Source organism: Mesorhizobium sp. IMUNJ 23033, from assembly GCF_044778005.1.
Classification (GTDB): domain Bacteria; phylum Pseudomonadota; class Alphaproteobacteria; order Rhizobiales; family Rhizobiaceae; genus Mesorhizobium; species Mesorhizobium amorphae_A.
The window spans coordinates 422,667-439,091 of record NZ_JBJACT010000001.1 but is presented as its reverse complement, the minus strand read 5'-3'; the positions used below and the strand labels follow the sequence as shown (position 1 = coordinate 439,091).

Genomic DNA, 16,425 nt, shown 5'->3' with positions numbered 1-16,425 from the left:
CGCCCTCTCAAGCATGGGAATAGTGAAGCAGCGTCCATTCATCGACGAAGACACGGTCTTGCAGATGAACGACGAGCGTGGTGGCAGGATGTTCGATAATGGCCGGGCCGATCACTTCATGGCCGGGCTGAAGCAGGTCCATCTCGTAGAGATTGGCCTTGTGCCAGCGCCCGGCGATATAGGCCTCGCGCACACCCTTATGGGCGGAGGCGGGATTGGAGGCGCCGAGCGGCCGCTTCAGCAGCACCGGCTTGACCTTGTCGGCGGTAGCGATGAGCCCGAGTTCAGTGATGGTGAAGCCCGCCTCGCCATAGCGCGAAACGCGATGGTTGACCTTGGCGTAGACCGCCTCGAACTCGTCGAGAACCTTGCGCATATCGTCGGCCGAATTGACCTCGGCAAGCGGTGCCATGACTTCGACGTCTTCGAGCTGGCCAGTGTAGCGCATCATCAGGAACGGCACGGTTTTGATCTTCTCGCGCGCATGGCCGTCGGCGATCATCTCGTCGACTGCCGCCTTGGTCAGATCGTTCCAGACCGTGGTGACCTTGGCGCCAAAGCCCGCAAGCGTCGCTTCGTCGGCGCGCGAGGGGATGTCATGCTGCGTCGACACCGAATGGCGGCGCATGAAATCGGCGGTGGTGCAGCCGAAAGCGGAGAAGGCGGCGGCGAACTGGAAGGTGATAATGTCCTTGAAGCCGATGCCGCGCGAACAGCCGGCAAGGTGCAATGGGCCCGAACCGCCATACGACAGCAGCGTGAACTCCGACGGGTGGATGCCCTGGCCGGAGATGACGCGCCGCAGCGCGTTGTTGGCGTCGGCCTCCAGCATGTCGATCATGCCCTCGGCCGCCTCCTCGACGCCGACGCCGAGCACGCGGGCGCATTTCTCCTCGAAGGCTTGCCGAGCCTTGTCGACCTGCAGCACGACCTTGCCGCCGAGGAAATAATGCGGGTTCAGCCGGCCAAGGATAGCGTCGCAATCGGCGATGGTCGGTTCGGTGCCGCCACGGTCGAAGCAGATCGGTCCGGGATCGGAGCCGGCGCTTTCCGGTCCGAGCGAAACTTTCTTGGTCAACGGGTCGACCTTCAGGATCATGCCGGCGCCGGCGCCGATCGTATCGAGATGCAGCGTCGGCACGTTGAGCTTGAAGCGGTCCATCAACGGCTCGTTCTCGATCCGCGTCTGGCCGCGGGTGATAACGCCCATGTCGAAGGAGGTGCCGCCCATGTCCGAGCAGATCAGCGAATCGTTGCCGATCAGCTTGCCGACATAGGCCGCACCCAGGATGCCGCCGATCGGGCCGGAGATCATCGTTTCGTGCAAGCGCGGATGGTTGATCGAGGTCAGCCCGCCGAAAGAAAGCAGCGTCTGCACGCCATATTTGAAGCCGTACTTTTTCGAGACATCCTCGATGCCCTTGAGCTGCTTGCGGCCGCGCGAAGTGGCGTAGGCCTCGATCAGCACCGAGTTCAAGCGCGACTGCTCGCGGATGACCGGACGCACCTCGTGGCTGGTGTAGACGAGGATGTCGGCGCCGGCGGCGGTGATCTCGTCGCGGCAGATCTCGGCGATGCGCTTCTCGTGCGCCGGATTGACGTGCGAGAAGATGGTCATGATGCAGATCGCTTCGACCTTGTCGGCGATCAGCTTTTTCGCGGCGGCGGAAACCTCATGCGCGTAGAGCGGCAGCACGATGTCACCGAACTGGTCGATGCGCTCGGTGACACCGTGCGTGCGGCGGCGCGGCACCAGCGGATCGGGATGATGATGGGTCACCGCATGCAGCCGGTCTGCATAGGAATAGTCGGCCCAGGCCTGCAGGCCGCGACCCATGAGGATCATGTCCTCCAGGCCCTTGGTGGTGATCAGGCCGAGTCGGCGGCCGGTGCGCGACAAAAGCGTATTGAGCATGCCGGTGCCGGAATAGAGCACGACGTTGACGCCGGAGAACAACGCTTCCAGCGAGATGCCCCAGGCATCGGCGGCGTCTTCCGCCGACGCCAGGAAACCCTCGGCTTCGTTCTTCGGCGTCGTCGCCGACTTGCCGATCTTGAAGTGGCCGTCCTGATCGACAAGGATCGTATCGGTCATGGTGCCGCCGGCGTCGATACCGATCACGATTGGATTGCCGACGATGGGGCCGGCGGGATTTGGCTGGGTCACGGTCGCCTTCCAGGATCTGCTTGAGGTGACGCAAGCTAGATTCGAGGGGCGGCCTTGCGCCATATGCCAAAAGACACAATGACGGCCGGGCGGACATCGCCGAGAAGAGGGCATGCGCATGGGCAACATCTGGGCGCCGCTTGCCAGGGCGATCGCCGCCACCGGCACGGACCGGCATGTCGACTGCCTGATCGACCTGATCGGCGCCGACATCGCGCATGACCTCGTCACCGTCACCCGCTATTCGGCGACGAAGACGCCAGAATTCGTCAAGCACCGGCGGTTTTCGGACGAGATGGTCCGGCGCTACCTCGCCAGCTACTATGTATTCGACCCCTTCTACGCCTCATGGCGACAGGAGCGGCGGCTCGGCATCATGCCTTTGAGGCGGTTTGCCGACGACAAGGCCAAGCGCGGCCAATACATAGCCGGCTTCCTGGCGCAGTCGGAAATCTGCGACGAGGTCGGCATATTGCTCGCCGATGGCGGCGACTGGTGCCTGGGCATCTTCCTCGACCGCTCGACCATGTCTTTCAGGGACAGCGAGATCGCCCAATTGCAGGAACGGCTGCCAGTGTTCGAGGCGCTGCATGCGCTCGACATCAGAGCACGCCGGGCCGATTTTTCCCGCACATCGGCGCCGACCGGTCCTGGTGCCTCGCCGCAACAGAAACCGAGTATTCCAGCGAGCCTGTGGCCGGAGCTGTCGCTGCGCGAGCGGGAACTCGTCCAGCTCATCCTGGCCGGCCACCCGACCGCCAACATTGCCGAGCGTCTCGGCATCACCGTCGGCACGGTCAAGAACCATCGCCGCCGTATCTATGAGAAGCTCGACATCACCACCGAGCGGGAGCTGTTTTTGCAGTTCTTCCAGCACCAGACGGAGAAGGCGTAGTAGCGAGATCGCGTCTTTCGTTCAGCCGTTGCTGCCGCCTGTGAGATGAATACAATAAGCGAAAATCGCCCTCGCAGGCTTATGTCGGCAGGAGCCGCGGGTACGCAACTGGAGAAAATGGATGGCCAAACCGCGAATCTTCCTGGGCTCGTCGGGAAAGCAGAAGAAACTGCTCGACGCACTGACACGCGGTCTTGAAGAGATCGCGCAAGTCGAGCCCTGGACGACCTCCTTCAGCCCCGGGACGACCACGCTGGGGCGTCTCATCGAGCTTACCCGCGAGGTCGACTTCGCCGCGTTTGTGTTCGCCCAGGACGACTGGACGAGCGCGAGCCAGCCGGAATCGTCCGCTTCGGTATCGGCTCAAGCTTCTCCCCGAGACAATGTGGTTTTCGAAGCCGGGCTTTTCGGCGGTGTCCTCGGGATGCGCCGCACGTTTATCCTCCATGCGAACGGCGCCAAGCTTCCCAGCGATCTGCTCGGCCTGACCTCGGTACGGTACGGCGAGGCAGCGACCGCGGCGGAGATGAGAGCGATCAATCAAAAGCTGCGGAGCGCAATCGAAAATGAGGGCAACATCGCCCGCATAGAGGGTCTCTGGTGGCAGTTTTCCCTGTCGGAGCGCACCGCGAAGGAGCCGTCCGCGGTGAGCCTGCTGCGCATCGCGCGAAACCGCGACGGTGCGATCGAGCTGACGGGTCGCTCATGGCGGGAGAATGGCAGCCTGTCAGCGAGATACTGGAGCGAAGCGCTGAAGGAGAAGAAGGAACCCTCCGGCATCTTCTACTATTGGAACGGAGAACGGCCCCTGGACGCAAACGCGCCGCAGTTGCACGGGACAGGCGAGATCCGGCTGGAGACCGCCGATCGCGCGTCGGGCTATTTCACGACGCGCGCGGATACGCAGCCGGAACTGAATGCGCGCACCTCCGGCGTCTATTTGCGCGCCGAGGCCGAAGACTTGGCGATCCTGGACGGGCGCGACAATCAGCGGCGGGTGGAGTTGATCGCAGAGCAGCTGAGCCATTGGCAATCGATCAAGAACGGCTGACAGCGCGCAGCTCCTGGTCCACCAAGATCCCCATCGGAGGCTCCAATCCCGACTTGAACTTGGCGGACGTTGACTTCACATTCGCCGCCGGGAGGAGTGCCGCATGTCGATGCGTTTCGCAGGACGGTTTGCCGGACGATCGGCCGTGATCACCGGCGGCGCCTCAGGCATCGGCCTGGCGGTGGCGCAAAGGATCGTGGCCGAAGGCGGGCGTGTCTCGGTCTGGGACCGCGATCCGGCCCAGAGCGAGCAGGCCAAGGCCGCGATCCCGGGCTTAGACGGGACGATCGTCGACGTCGCCGATGCCGAAGCGGTCGGGCGTGCCGCGCAAGAGACGATCAGGGCGTTTGGCGCCGTCGACATCCTGGTCACAAGTGCCGCCATCACCGGACCGAACATGACGGCCTGGGACTATTCGGTGGAGGACTGGCGCCGGGTCATCGACATCAACCTCAATGGTGTCTTCTACTGCAACAGAGCGCTGGTGCCGCATATGCTCGAGCGCGACTATGGCAGGATCGTCAACATCGCTTCGATCGCCGGCAAGGAGGGCAATCCCAACGCCTCGGCTTACAGCACCTCCAAGGCAGGGGTGATCGGGCTGACCAAGTCGCTGGGCAAGGAGTTGGCCAAGACCAAGGTGACGGTGAATTGCGTCACCCCGGCGGCGGTGCGCACGGCGATTTTCAACCAGATGAGCCAGCAGCATATCGACTTCATGCTGTCGAAGATCCCGATGGCGCGATTCGGCGAAGTCGAGGAGGTGGCGGCGCTGATCACCTGGATCGCTTCCGAGGAATGCTCCTTCACCACCGGCGGCGTTTTCGACGTTTCCGGCGGCCGCGCCACCTATTGAGGCGAACAAAGCCGGCTGTGGGTTGCATGCCCGCATTTTCCCGTGGCTATATCGCAGCCTGTTTGCCGATGTGGCGATTATGACGCGCGCCGTCACTTGTCTTTGCGCGATTCCGGACGGAAAACCGTGCACACTTTTCCTGGAATTGCTCCAGCGCCTAAGGCGTTGGGCCGGAGTTGGAAGCCCTTGCAGCATCATCCCCACACTCGCTTCGGACGACCGGCTCGGGCGGCTCCGCAAGCCGCATCGGCATCCGTATCCGGAAAAGCGCGTCGAACCCTGGTGGTTTGCATCGATCCGGCCTTTCCGCCGACATCGGGCGCCGATCTCAGGAACTTCGGCAACGCCGTGGCGGCAGCCGAACTCGGTCCGCTCTGCCTTGTCTCGGTCAGACCGCTGGCCGGTCCGCCGCAACCGCTCCCAGCCAACATTCGCGTCGCGGCCCTGACTGCCGAGGGAGAACCACGCACGCGGGCGCTCGGATTGTGGAGGGCCAAGACCGAGACCCGGATTCCGCGTCCGGCGCTGGCGCGGCTCGAGGCGCTGGTTCGCGAATTTCGCCCCGACACGATCGTGGTCGAGGGCATTCCGCTGTTCAGGCTGCTCAAGCCTTTGCGGCCGCTGGCCGGGCAGCTCATCCTCGACATGCACAATGTCGAATCGGACCTCGCTGGGCAGCTGCAGTCCGCCCGGGGCGCCGGCGCACCTGACGTCAGGCGCCTCGAAAGAAAGGCGGCCGCGATCGTCGACAGGATCTGGGTCTGCTCGCGCCTCGACCGCGAGAAATTCAAGTCGGTCGTCTCGAGCACAGTGCCGGTCGATATCATTGCGAACGGTATCCCACGGGCCGAGGACATGCCCACCGCGCTGCTGGCTGCCCCTTCAGACGGTTTCCCGCTCATCCTGCTCGTCGGCCACCTCGGATACGAACCGAACATCGATGCCGCCCAGCGGCTGGCCCGCAACATCCTGCCCCGCATCCGGCAGGCGCTGCCGACGGCAAGACTCACTCTTGCCGGCCGCTCGCCCGCGCCGTCCGTACAAGCCCTGGCAAGGCTGGACGGTGTGGCGCTGGTCGAGGACCCCGACGATGTCAGGCCGCTGCTGTCGGCAGCGCATCTCAGCATCGTTCCGCTATCCATGGGCGGCGGCACACGCATCAAGATCCTCGAGGCGATGGCGTGGGGCGTGCCCGTCATCGCGACGCCGCTGGCGGCCGAAGGGCTGGACCTGGTCGAAAACGAAGAGGTGCTGCTGGCAGCTTCGGATGAAGAGTTGGCGGCGATGGCGATCGCGCTCTGCGCGGATCCCGCCCGCATGGCCCGGCAGCGCGCCCGCGCCCATGAAGCGGTTTGGTCGCGATTCGGGCCGCAGGCCATCCGCGACGCCGTCCACAGTGGTCTCGGACTGGCAGATGAAGATGCATGACGCTCCGGCCGCGCCCAGTCAGCGATCGATGAGCCGTCGATGATCCCGCCGATCCTGCACCAGACATGGAAGACCGACGCGGTCCCTGCCCGGTTCCAGGCCTATGTCGAGAGCTGGAAGCGGCATCATCCCGACTGGACGATGATGTTCTGGAGCGACCGGATGCTGCTCGAGTTCGTCGCCGAGCACTATCCGGATTTCCTGCCGACCTTTTGCAGCTACTCGCACGGCGTGCTGCGCGCCGATGCCGGGCGCTATCTGCTGCTCTACCATTTCGGCGGCGTCTATGGCGATATCGACTGCGAATGCGTGGCACCTTTCGATCCCGTGATGGGCGAGAACCGGATCGTGCTTTGCAAGGAGCCGGACACGCACACGCTGGTGCAGGCGGACTTTCGCGGGCTGCCCTACCTTTCGTTCAACGGAACGATGGCCAGCCCGCCCCGGCATCCGTTCTGGCTCGAGATCATTTCGATGCTGCCCGGACTGACCCATGCCAGGGATGCGCTCGATGCGACAGGGCCTTGCCTGCTCACCTCGGCGCAGCTCGGCCATGGCGACCAGACGGCCTTCGCGATCCATCCGTCCGCCCTGTTCACGCCCATCGACTCGTCGGGGCGCAAAGACGGCAGCGCAGGGTTGACGCTGTCGATCCATCACTGGGCCGGCACGTGGTGGACACCCGAACCTGCGCCGGGGTTGAAGAGGAGGATTCGCACCCTCGCCTACTGGACATGGTACAGGCTGACGCGCGGCGCCCATCTGGATGAGACGGCGGCCAAGCGCGGCGTCGGCCAGGCGGCTCTTTCGGCGCCGCCACCGACTGGCCCAAACATCGCCGTCCTGGTGCCGCTTCGCGACGCTGCCGACCATATCCAGCCCTTCCTCGATGCCTTGCAGCAGCTCGACTACCCAAAGGACAGGATCAAGCTCGTCTTCTGCGAAGGCGACAGCTCGGATGGAAGCTGGGAACGACTGCAGACGGCGGTGGCGCCACTGGCCGGGGCGTATCGCGGCATCGTGCTGCTGCAAAAACAGCTCGGCAGCGCCAGCCTTGACCGCGCCAAGCGAGCGATGCCGCGGCTGCAGCGCAGCCGGCGCGGCAACATCGCCAAGGTCCGCAATCACTTGATCGATCAGGGGCTGGACGCCGACGATGACTGGGCGCTGTGGATCGACATCGACGTCTGGCGATTCCCGCCTAGCATTGTGAGCCGGCTTATCGGAGCCGGGCATCGCATCGCGGTGCCCAATTGCGTGAAGATCGCCGGCGGCGACAGTTTCGACCACAACAGCTTCGTCACAACCCGCCATTCGAAGGACTACCGTTACTACCGCGCAATCCGCAACGGCATTTTCCAGCCTGCCACCGGCGCACCGGGTCGGCTCCTTCTCAGCGACGTCCGGCATCTCGAGAAGATCGGCCTCGACGGCGTCGGCGGAACCATGTTGCTGGTCGATGCCGCGCTGCATCGCGGCGGTCTTCGTTTTCCCGAGCTTCCGTACCGGGACCTGATCGAAACCGAAGGCTTTGGCGCCCTTGCCAACGATCTGGGCATTAGGCCGATCGGTCTTCCCAAGCTCGAGATCCTGCATGTGCCGTGGTGAGCCAGCGGTGCCGTCTCCGCCCGACTCTTTGCTTTGCGCAGTTCCGGACGGAAAATCGCTACGCACTTTTCCTGGAATTGCTCTTGCCTCAGTCGTGCAGCTCTCGCGAGATCGGCGGGCCGACCGAAAAGTCGGCGAAGGTGACCTCAAAGCCTTCGCGCTGCGGCGAACAGCACATCATGCCGATATCGACCGACTTCGAGGGCGGGAAATAAGCAATTCGCACCGGCTTCCAGTGGCCATTTGAAGCGTCCAGATACTGGACACGGATGGCTTCGGCGTGGCGGGTCAGGCGGATCCTGACGCCATCAGGGTCGGCCGGGATGCTGACCAGCGACCAATCGGACGTGTCGTTGGTGACGACGACGGAGAAATAGGCCAGCCCGTCGGTGTATTCGATGCCGGCCTTGATCCAGTGCGTTTCGCTGAGCCGGACCATCAGTCCGGCCTGGTCGTAGAGCACCTGGTAGTCACCCTTGACCGTGACCTCGGCGCTGAAATCGCCCGTTACCGGGCGATACAGGAAATGGCCGTTGTCGCGCCGGAAGCCGTAGAAGGTTTCGCGCCAGAAGTCGGTCTCCTTGCCGGTGCGCACATGCACGGCATTGTCGCCGAATTCATGATGCGGCGGCGGGTTGAGCCAGGTCAGGTCCGCATTGACGGATATCATTGGCTCAGCCGTTGATTAGCCAGCAAAAGTATAGGCGGTTTTCACCGTGGTGTAGAACTCCGTAGCATAGCGGCCCTGTTCGCGCGGGCCGTAGCTCGATCCCTTGCGGCCGCCGAAGGGAACGTGGAAGTCGACGCCCGCCGTCGGCAGGTTGACCATCACCATGCCAGCCTCGGAATTGCGCTTGAAATGCGTGGCGTGCTTGAGGCTCGACGTGCAGATGCCCGAGGTCAGGCCGAAAGGCGTGTCGTTGGCCACGGCAAGCGCCTCGTCATAGTCCTTGACGCGGATGACGTTGGCGACCGGTCCGAAAATCTCCTCGCGCGAGATGCGCATGGCATTGGTGGCGCCGGTAAACAGCGCCGGCCTCAGATAGAAGCCGGGCGTTGCGGCATCGAGCCGCTCGCCGCCGAAGGCAAGCTCGGCGCCTTCCTGGCGGCCGATGGCTATGTAATCCTCGTCCTGCTTCAGCTGGGTCGCGTCGACGACCGGGCCGATCTGGGTCCTGGCGTCCAGAGCGTCACCGACGACGAGCTTTTCCATGCGCTCCTTGAGTGCCGCGACGAAGCGGTCGTGAATGCCGTCGGTGACAACCAGGCGAGAGGACGCCGTGCAGCGCTGGCCGGTCGAGAAATAGGCGCCGTTGATGGCGCAGTCGACGGCGACGGAAAGGTCGGCGTCATCGAGCACGACGAGCGGGTTCTTGCCGCCCATTTCGAGCTGGAACTTGCGCATGTGCTCGACGCTTGCAGCGGCAACACGCTTGCCGGTGCCGACCGAGCCGGTGAAGGTGATTGCGTTGACGTCAGGGCTGTCGAGCATGGCCTGGCCGACCACCGAGCCCTTGCCCATGACCAGATTGAGCACGCCCTTTGGCAGGCCGGCGCGATGCAGGATATCGACGATGGTCCAGGCGCTCTCGGGAACCAGTTCCGCCGGCTTGAAGACGATGGTGTTGCCGTAGGCGAGCGCCGGCGCGATCTTCCAGGCCGGAATGGCGATCGGGAAATTCCACGGCGTGATGATGCCGACGACGCCGACCGCTTCGCGCGTGATCTCGACGCCGACGCCCGGCCGAACGCTGGGCACCAGCTCGCCCGAAAGGCGCAGCGTTTCCCCGGCGAAGAAATCGAAAAGCTGGGCGGCGCGGATGGTCTCGCCGATGCCCTCGGCCAGCGTCTTGCCTTCCTCGCGCGCCAGGTTGCGGCCGATCTCGTCCTTGCGGGCCATGATCTCGTCGGACGCCTTCTTCAGCACCGCATGGCGGGCCAGAGGCGCCGAACGCGACCAGGCGGGGAAGGCGCCTTTCGCCGCGGCAATCGCCTGTTTGGCCTGCTCCGGACCGGCGGAAGCGTATTCACCGACCACATCGCCCGTATTCGAGGGGTTGATGTTGCGGGAGCCGGCCTCGCCCAGCCACTCGCCGTCGATGAGGTTTTTGCGGAACAGGGTCATGGTCTTTCCTTGTGGTGGTTCGCTGGTGGCGCCGTCTGCCGGGCTTCCTACCACCCAGTCATCCATCGCCCAAGTCATTTATCAGACAAATAGCGACAGAGTGAGGCCCTTTCAAATCGGACCCTCGATAGCCCATGACGCGCGCAGGGGAAAGCCCGCGCGTGTCGCCCTGGAGATCGGAACGAAATCAATGTGCCTGGTCTCAGACCGCGAAGGACCAGAACAGGCAGGCCAGCGTCGCCGCGGCAAAGACGACGAAGAACAGGCTTCTCAGCAGGACGTTGCGGCGAAGCTCGTTCATGGTGAGATGGGCGGCGACGACGGCCGCGACAAACAGGAACCGCCAGTTGATCAGCGCCCACAGCACGCCGCCCTGGCCGAAGGCCCATCGGGCGACGAGGCAGCCGACAATGGTCGCAAACAGCGCGATCGTTGCCCAAAACAGGGCATCGGCGGCATTGGTCAGCACAATGCTGGCGGCGCGGATGGGGAGGATCATCATCAAGAGCGCGCTGAAGAAATAGACGGCGGCCAAAGACAGAAACGAACCGGCATCGGCAATGCCGTCGAGGCGCTTCACGCCGATCGCGCCATAGGGATAGCCGTGTCTGGCCACCGCAAGGCTTAGCGCCATGAGCAGAGCGGTGAGCACCGCGACCAGTGCGAATGTGGTGAGGGCCTTGCTCATGCCGTTCCTTGTTCAAGAGCCCGATCTGGGCGAATCAACAAGGACGATTTTAGCGCACGGTTTTAAAATTGGCCGCAGGCTTCAGGTCACGCGGCCGCGCCAATCGTCCCGATAGCCGGCCAGCCCGGCGAAATGCGAGGCGCGCACCGGCTCCGGCGCTTCTGCGGCAAAGTCGCGGCCGACGCTCTCGAAGGCGAGCGCCGCGGCTCCCGTGGCGCTGCCTTCGAGCGTCGCACCCTGCAGGAAGGCCTGGCCGGGGCGCAGTTGCGCCAATAGGCTGGCGAGCAGGCCGCCGGTGTTCAGCCCGCCATCGACGATGACGGTGTTGTGCGAATGGATCAGGTCGAGGCAGAAATCGACCATCAGGGCCACATAGAGCAGCGCCACGGCCGCGCGCTGTTCTGCATTTGGCGTGCCGCCGACGATTTCGCCGCGACGGTCGGGCATCGGCCCGCCCGGCGCGAAGCTCGGCAGCGCCATCATGCCGGCGTCGATCGCCTGCTGTATCGCGGATGGCGCGATCGCGCCTTGCCAGCCGCCGCTGATGGTTGCGAATTCGCGCCCGCCCATGAAACGGATTGTCGGCACCGGGCCGCCATCGACATCGACATTGACCAGCATGTCGCGGTCGCGGTCGAGCGCCTCGAGCGGGCAATCCGGATTGAGCACGACGACCCAGGTACCGGTCGACACGACGGTGAGCGGTCCGAGCTGCTGCCGACGATAGGCGTGGAGCGCGGCATTCGAGTCATGGACACCATTGTGGATGGCGATCGGCCGCGCGGCTTCACCGAACCGCTGCTCGCCGATGACAGCGCCGGCGCGCGCGAAGGCCGGCATCTGGCCGCGCCAGCCTTCGGCGTCGACCAGCGAGGAGAAGTCGCGCTGGCGCGGCGCCCACAGATGCGAGTGGCAGCCGAGATAGGAAACTTCCGAGACCGCCCGGCCGCCGAAGCGCCAGCTCCAATATTGCGGATAGCCGAGGATCGATGTCGCGGCCGTGAAGGCGCGCGGCTCGACCGCCTTCAGCCACAGCATATGGCGGCCGTAGTTGAAGCCGAGCGGCAGGCGCGGCGAGAAGGTCTCGGCGAAATCCGGGATGTTGCGATCGATTTGCGCGGCGATGTCGGCCGGTGGTTCCTGCTCGTAGTCGAGGATCGGATGCGTCAGCGCCGTCTCGTCGACCAAAGCGAAGGTGCAGCCATGGCCCGACACCATCAGCCCCTCGACCCGGTGGTGGTCGACAGCGTCGGCAACGGCACGAACCGCCCAGTCATGCAACGCCGCCTCATCGAGCACGCTGAAACCGCCCTCGCGCGCCCAGGCAGGCTTGGTCCTGCGCTCGTCGAGAATTCGCCCATCCTGATCGAAGACGAACAGCTTGGAATTGGTCTTGCCGAAGTCGAGCACCGCCACATTCACTGGATGGCTCCCGGGGCGATCCGCACCATCACGCCAGCGTCCTCCAGCATGCGTGCATCCGCGTCGGAGAGGCCGTCATCGGTCACCAGCGTGCCGATGCGCGACAGCGGCAGCGCCACGTTGCGCGCATGGATCGACAGCTTGCGGCTGTCGGCCAGCACCACGATCTGGTCGGCGCAGGGGCTGAGGTCGACGATGGAGCGCACCAGCAGCGGATGCGATTCCAGCACACCTTCCTGGCAGAGGCCTTGCGCGCCGATGAAGAATTTGGAGGCATAGAAGGGCACGGCCTGGGTGAGCGAATGGATGATGCCGGGCTCGCGGTGCAGGTCGCCGCCGGCAATCGTCAGGCTGCAATGACCATGGTCGCTGAGATAGGCCGCTAAAGGCATCGAGTTGGTGTAGAGACGGATATTGCGGTCGGCCAGCCTGACGCCGAGATGGAAGCAGGTCGAGCCGCCATGGACGATGACCGCGTCGCCATCGCTCACCATGGTTGCGGCGAGGGCGGCGATCCGCCGCTTGGCCTCTACCGCGAGATCGCGGTTCTCGTCATAGGGCCTGGCATAGGCGACGCCGGTCTGCGAGGCGCCGTCGAGCGCAGAGATGCCGCCATAGACCTTGCGCGCCTCGCCAGCCTCATCGATCTTGTCGATGTCGCGCCTGACCGTCGCAGCAGAAACACCAAGCCGTTCCTGCAAGTCGCGCACCGAGGCGAACGGGCGATCCCTCAGCAATTCGACAATCTGACGCTGGCGGCCGGAGTCGCTCAATTTTTTGCTCCCGGGATGCCATTTCGGCATGAAATTTGGTTTAACTTACTCAAAACAAATCGGATTTCAACGCCGGTTTGACGAATATAGATCACAGTTGACGTAGATCGCTCGCATCTGCGATATCAACTCCGGTCCCGGCGACGGGATTTGGGCGAAACCGGCCGAGGCGCTGGAGAAAGCTCAACGCGGTCGGCAGCCAACAGAGGACGGATGACATGGCGCCACTTGCCATCGGCATCGACATCGGCACCTCGGGTGCACGCGCCGTTGCCATGCGTCCGGATTTTTCCATTACCGCGCAGTCCACCGTTGCCCTCGAGCGATTTGGCGCGAACGGCCGCGACCCCGCCGTGTGGTGGGAAGCGGTCGCGTCAGCGCTGGCGGAACTGCTGGTGGGCATCGATCGCGCGGCGGTGCGCTCGATCGCCGTCGACGGCACGTCGGGCACGTTGCTGCCGGTCGACAATGCCGGGCGGCCACTGGCCGAGCCGCTGATGTACAACGACAGGGTTGCAGACGACACCATCCTCGCCGCGGTCGCTCGCGAGGCACCGGAGACGAGCGCCGCGCACGGCGCAACCTCCGGGCTCGCCAAGGCGTTGTGGTTCCAGCGCCAGACCGGCGTCGCTCGAATGCTGCACCAGGCCGACTGGATCGCCGGGCGGCTTTCCGGCCGCTTCGACGTCAGCGACGAGAACAATGCGCTGAAAACCGGCTACGACGTCGAGGCCCGCCGCTGGCCGAACTGGATCGCGGCCACCGGCATGCGCATGGAGCTGCTGCCCGATGTCGTCGCGCCAGGCAGCGTGACTGGCAGGCTCACGCCAAGCGCCGCCGACCTGTTCGGTCTGTCGCCTGACGTGGCCGTGGTCGCCGGAACGACGGATGGCTGCGCTTCGTTTCTGGCGACGGGCGCGGCGGTCGCCGGCGACGGCGTCACCGCGCTAGGATCGTCGCTGACCATCAAGATCCTGTCCGACCGGCCGATCTCGGCGCCGCGCTATGGCATCTACAGCCACCGCCTGGGCGATGCCTGGCTGGCCGGCGGTGCGTCGAATTCCGGCGGCAAGGTGCTGGCCCAGCATTTTTCGCTCGCGCGCATCATCGAACTGAGCGCAGCGATCGATCCGGAGACGGAGACCGGCCTCGACTATTATCCGCTTGGTACGCCCGGCGAGCGCTTCCCGATCGCCGACCCGACGCTACCGCCGTGCCTCGAGCCGCGACCCCAGTCCGAAGCCGACTATCTGAAGGCGATGCTGGAAGGCATCGCGGCAATCGAGGCACTCGGCTATCAGCGGCTCGCCGAGCTCGGCGCGCCCAGGCTAACCTCGGTCCGGAGCGTCGGCGGTGGTGCCGCCAATGCCGCCTGGACCGCGATCCGCCAGCGCAAGCTCGGGGTCGATTTCCTGCCGGCGCTTTCCGACGAGGCCGCCGCCGGCACGGCGCGGCTGGCGCTGATGGGCGCAAGCGAAGCGGGGTTGTTGTGAGCGCGAAACAGGCAAAACACCTCGACGGGATCGGAGCGCTGGCCGAGCGCTACGAGGTGTTCCTGCTCGACCAGTTCGGTGTGCTGCATGATGGCCAGCAACCCTATCCGGGCGCGGTGGAGGCGCTGTCGGCGCTGAAGCGCGCCGGCAAGACGGTGGTGCTGATCTCGAATTCCGGCAAACGGGCGGAACCCAACGAGCGGCGCCTGCAGAAGCTCGGCTTCGAGGCAGGAAGCTGGGATCATTTTGTCTCGTCCGGCGAGGTGGCATGGCGCGCCTTTCACGCCATGGCGGCATCCGAAGAGTTACGCCCGGGTACGAAATGTTTGCTGATCAGCCGCGACAGCGACCGCTCGGCAATCGAGGGCCTGCCCTTGACCCTGACCGACAGCGGCGGCAATGCCGAGCTGGTGCTGATCTCGGCCAGCGAAGGCGATCGTTTCGACCTCGACCACTATCGCACGCTGCTCGGCCCGGCGGCGGTGAAACAGGTGCCGTGTTTCTGCACCAATCCCGACAGGATCATGCTGACAGCGGTCGGACCGCGCTTCGGCGCCGGCGAACTCGCCGATCTCTATGAGAGCCTCGGCGGCAGTGTCACCCGCATCGGCAAGCCCTATCCCGCGATCTACGACGCGGCGCTGGCGCTCGCCGGCAATCCGGACCGAGCCAGCGTGGTCTGCGTCGGCGACAGCGTCGAGCACGACATTGCCGGCGGCGCCGGCGTGAGCGTCGCCACCGCGCTGGTGCTGTCGGGCATACTGGTTGATGTCGCCGACCTGGCCGGGGTTTTCGACCGGGAGGGCGCGTATCCGGACTACACGCTGGATGCGTTCCGCCTGCGCTAAACTAGCCGATACGGTTCCCGTTCGCCGGATCGAAGAGATGCAGCGCCGTCGGATCGGCGGCAAGCCGCACCATGTCGCCTGGCCGGACATTACTGCGCCCCATGACGAACACGCAGACCTGCTGGTTGGCGAGCTTGACATAGAACTGTGTCGACAGGCCGAGTGGTTCCACCACTTCGACTTCGGCCTTGAGCGGCCCATCTTCGGAGAGCTGGATGTGTTCCGGCCTGAGCCCGACGGTCAGCGCATCGCCATCCTTCAACGGCAGGCCATCGGGCAGTCTCAGTTTCTGGCCGTCAGCCAGTACGGCGTCGACCTTGCCACTTTTGCTGACCTTTGCCGGCAAAAAATTCATGCCGGGTGAGCCGATGAAACCGGCGACGAACATGTTGATCGGCCGGTCGTAGAGCTCGAGCGGATGGCCAACCTGCTGCACATAGCCGTCATGCATGACGACGATGCGGTCGGCCATTGTCATGGCCTCGATCTGGTCGTGGGTGACATAAACCGATGTGGTCTTGAGCTGCTGGTGCAGCGCCTTGATTTCGGCGCGCATATGGACGCGCAGTTTGGCGTCGAGATTGCTGAGCGGCTCATCGAACAGAAACACCTTGGGGTCGCGCACGATGGCGCGGCCCATTGCGACGCGCTGGCGCTGGCCGCCGGACAGCTGGCGCGGCAGGCGGCCGAGGAAACTGTCGAGGCCAAGCCGCTTGGCGGCCGCACCCACCCTGGTGTCGATCGTCGTCTTTTCGGCCTTCTTCAAGAGCAGGCTGAAGCCCATGTTCGACGACACGTCCATATGCGGGTAGAGCGCGTAGGATTGGAACACCATGGCGATGTCGCGGTCCTTCGGAGCGACGTCGTTGACCAGCCGCTCGCCGATGCGGATCTCGCCACCCGAGACCTCCTCCAGCCCGGCGATCATACGCAGCAAGGTCGACTTGCCGCAGCCGGACGGGCCGACCAGCACGACGAATTCGCCATCGGCAATTTCGAGGTCGACGCCGTGCAGGATGCGCAGCGAGCCGTAGTCCTTCTCGACATGTTGCAGCGTGACGGAAGCCATCG

Annotated in this window: 14 protein-coding genes; 7 read left to right on the top strand and 7 right to left on the bottom strand. The window is 64.6% G+C overall.

Features of this window, described 5'->3' with window-relative positions; translation table 11 throughout:
• Window positions 1–7 precede the first annotated feature (7 nt).
• Entirely contained in the window at window positions 8–2,167 is a 2,160-nt protein-coding gene (locus tag ACFX5Q_RS02105; protein ID WP_404274997.1) for a hydantoinase/oxoprolinase family protein, read from the bottom strand.
• 112 nt (window positions 2,168–2,279) lie between these two features.
• On the opposite strand from ACFX5Q_RS02105, the gene ACFX5Q_RS02100 reads away from it, so the two are divergent.
• The 5 genes from ACFX5Q_RS02100 to ACFX5Q_RS02080 all read left to right on the top strand — a co-directional run bounded on the left by ACFX5Q_RS02100 (window position 2,280) and on the right by ACFX5Q_RS02080 (window position 8,005).
• The gene (locus ACFX5Q_RS02100; RefSeq protein WP_404274996.1) at window positions 2,280–3,062 is read left to right on the top strand and encodes a LuxR C-terminal-related transcriptional regulator; all 783 of its coding nucleotides are present in this window, start codon (window positions 2,280–2,282) and stop codon (window positions 3,060–3,062) included.
• A 121-nt stretch (window positions 3,063–3,183) separates the two neighbouring features.
• Window positions 3,184–4,113 carry a TIR domain-containing protein gene (locus tag ACFX5Q_RS02095; protein WP_404274994.1) on the top strand — a complete coding sequence of 310 codons (930 nt, stop codon included), beginning with the start codon at window positions 3,184–3,186 and terminating at the stop codon, window positions 4,111–4,113.
• 103 nt (window positions 4,114–4,216) lie between these two features.
• Window positions 4,217–4,969: an SDR family NAD(P)-dependent oxidoreductase gene (locus ACFX5Q_RS02090; protein WP_404274992.1), complete on the top strand. Its 753-nt coding sequence runs from the start codon at window positions 4,217–4,219 to the stop codon at window positions 4,967–4,969.
• 282 nt (window positions 4,970–5,251) lie between these two features.
• The gene (locus tag ACFX5Q_RS02085) at window positions 5,252–6,397 is read left to right on the top strand and encodes a glycosyltransferase (protein ID WP_404274990.1); all 1,146 of its coding nucleotides are present in this window, start codon (window positions 5,252–5,254) and stop codon (window positions 6,395–6,397) included.
• Between the two features lie 39 nt (window positions 6,398–6,436).
• Window positions 6,437–8,005: a glycosyltransferase gene (locus ACFX5Q_RS02080; RefSeq protein ID WP_404274989.1), complete on the top strand. Its 1,569-nt coding sequence runs from the start codon at window positions 6,437–6,439 to the stop codon at window positions 8,003–8,005.
• Between the two features lie 88 nt (window positions 8,006–8,093).
• Here the strand turns inward: ACFX5Q_RS02080 and ACFX5Q_RS02075 are convergent, their stop codons facing one another.
• The 5 genes from ACFX5Q_RS02075 to ACFX5Q_RS02055 all read right to left on the bottom strand — a co-directional run bounded on the left by ACFX5Q_RS02075 (window position 8,094) and on the right by ACFX5Q_RS02055 (window position 13,013).
• Window positions 8,094–8,675, bottom strand: a complete 582-nt coding sequence (locus ACFX5Q_RS02075; protein ID WP_404274987.1) for a DUF1349 domain-containing protein — start codon at window positions 8,673–8,675, stop codon at window positions 8,094–8,096.
• A gap of 15 nt (window positions 8,676–8,690) precedes the next feature.
• Complete coding sequence (locus tag ACFX5Q_RS02070; RefSeq protein WP_404274985.1) at window positions 8,691–10,130, bottom strand: aldehyde dehydrogenase family protein; 1,440 nt, start codon at window positions 10,128–10,130, stop codon at window positions 8,691–8,693.
• 202 nt (window positions 10,131–10,332) lie between these two features.
• Window positions 10,333–10,818: a hypothetical protein gene (locus ACFX5Q_RS02065; RefSeq protein WP_404274983.1), complete on the bottom strand. Its 486-nt coding sequence runs from the start codon at window positions 10,816–10,818 to the stop codon at window positions 10,333–10,335.
• Between the two features lie 81 nt (window positions 10,819–10,899).
• Window positions 10,900–12,240 carry an FGGY-family carbohydrate kinase gene (locus ACFX5Q_RS02060; protein WP_404274981.1) on the bottom strand — a complete coding sequence of 447 codons (1,341 nt, stop codon included), beginning with the start codon at window positions 12,238–12,240 and terminating at the stop codon, window positions 10,900–10,902.
• Window positions 12,237–13,013, bottom strand: a complete 777-nt coding sequence (locus ACFX5Q_RS02055; protein WP_404274979.1) for a DeoR/GlpR family DNA-binding transcription regulator — start codon at window positions 13,011–13,013, stop codon at window positions 12,237–12,239. The genes ACFX5Q_RS02060 and ACFX5Q_RS02055 overlap by 4 nt, the downstream gene beginning before the upstream one ends.
• A gap of 218 nt (window positions 13,014–13,231) precedes the next feature.
• Here ACFX5Q_RS02055 and ACFX5Q_RS02050 point away from each other — a divergent pair, with 218 nt between their 5' ends.
• Both ACFX5Q_RS02050 and ACFX5Q_RS02045 read left to right on the top strand, forming a co-directional pair.
• Window positions 13,232–14,506, top strand: coding sequence for an FGGY-family carbohydrate kinase (locus ACFX5Q_RS02050; protein WP_404274977.1), 1,275 nt, complete (start codon window positions 13,232–13,234; stop codon window positions 14,504–14,506).
• Complete coding sequence (locus ACFX5Q_RS02045) at window positions 14,503–15,354, top strand: TIGR01459 family HAD-type hydrolase (RefSeq protein WP_404274976.1); 852 nt, start codon at window positions 14,503–14,505, stop codon at window positions 15,352–15,354. Before ACFX5Q_RS02050 ends, ACFX5Q_RS02045 begins: the two co-directional genes overlap by 4 nt.
• Before the next feature lies 1 nt (window position 15,355).
• On the opposite strand, the gene ACFX5Q_RS02040 is transcribed toward ACFX5Q_RS02045, so the two are convergent.
• Entirely contained in the window at window positions 15,356–16,423 is a 1,068-nt protein-coding gene (locus tag ACFX5Q_RS02040; RefSeq protein ID WP_404274975.1) for an ABC transporter ATP-binding protein, read from the bottom strand.
• Window positions 16,424–16,425 lie beyond the last annotated feature (2 nt).